The sequence below is a fragment of the Sphingobacterium bovisgrunnientis genome (genome assembly GCF_009829085.1).
In the GTDB taxonomy this organism is placed as follows: Bacteria; Bacteroidota; Bacteroidia; order Sphingobacteriales; family Sphingobacteriaceae; genus Sphingobacterium; species Sphingobacterium bovisgrunnientis.
Genome location: NZ_WUQY01000192.1, coordinates 1 through 372 on the forward strand (window position 1 = coordinate 1; position 372 = coordinate 372).

1 protein-coding gene is annotated in these 372 nt (G+C 29.8%); it reads left to right on the plus strand.

The features are described from left to right. Positions 1-354: reverse transcriptase domain-containing protein (locus GOQ16_RS18580; RefSeq protein ID WP_160070455.1), on the plus strand; the 354-nt coding region annotated here is incomplete at its 5' end. Positions 355-372: the final 18 nt, after the last annotated feature.

Here is a 372-nt window from a genome sequence, read left to right on the forward strand (position 1 = left end):
TATAACTGTCTTAGCGAATATTTGTTGAAGGAGGGTTATAAAAATTACAATGTCTGCCCATATGTTTTCATAAAGAAAACAAATATTGGATTTGCAATTGTCGCAGTTTATGTTGATGATCTAAACTTAATTGGAACTCCTGAAGAGCTCAACAAAACTGCTAATTATTTGAAAAATGAATTTGAGATGAAGGATTTGAGAAAAATCAAATTTTGTCTCGGATTACAGATTGAACACTTCTCAGAAGGATTATTTGTTTATCAATCTACATATATAGAAAAAGTTTTAAAACGATTTATATGGATAATGCACATCCATTGGCATCACCTATGGTTGTTCAATCACTTGATGTGAAAAATAATCCATTTTGTC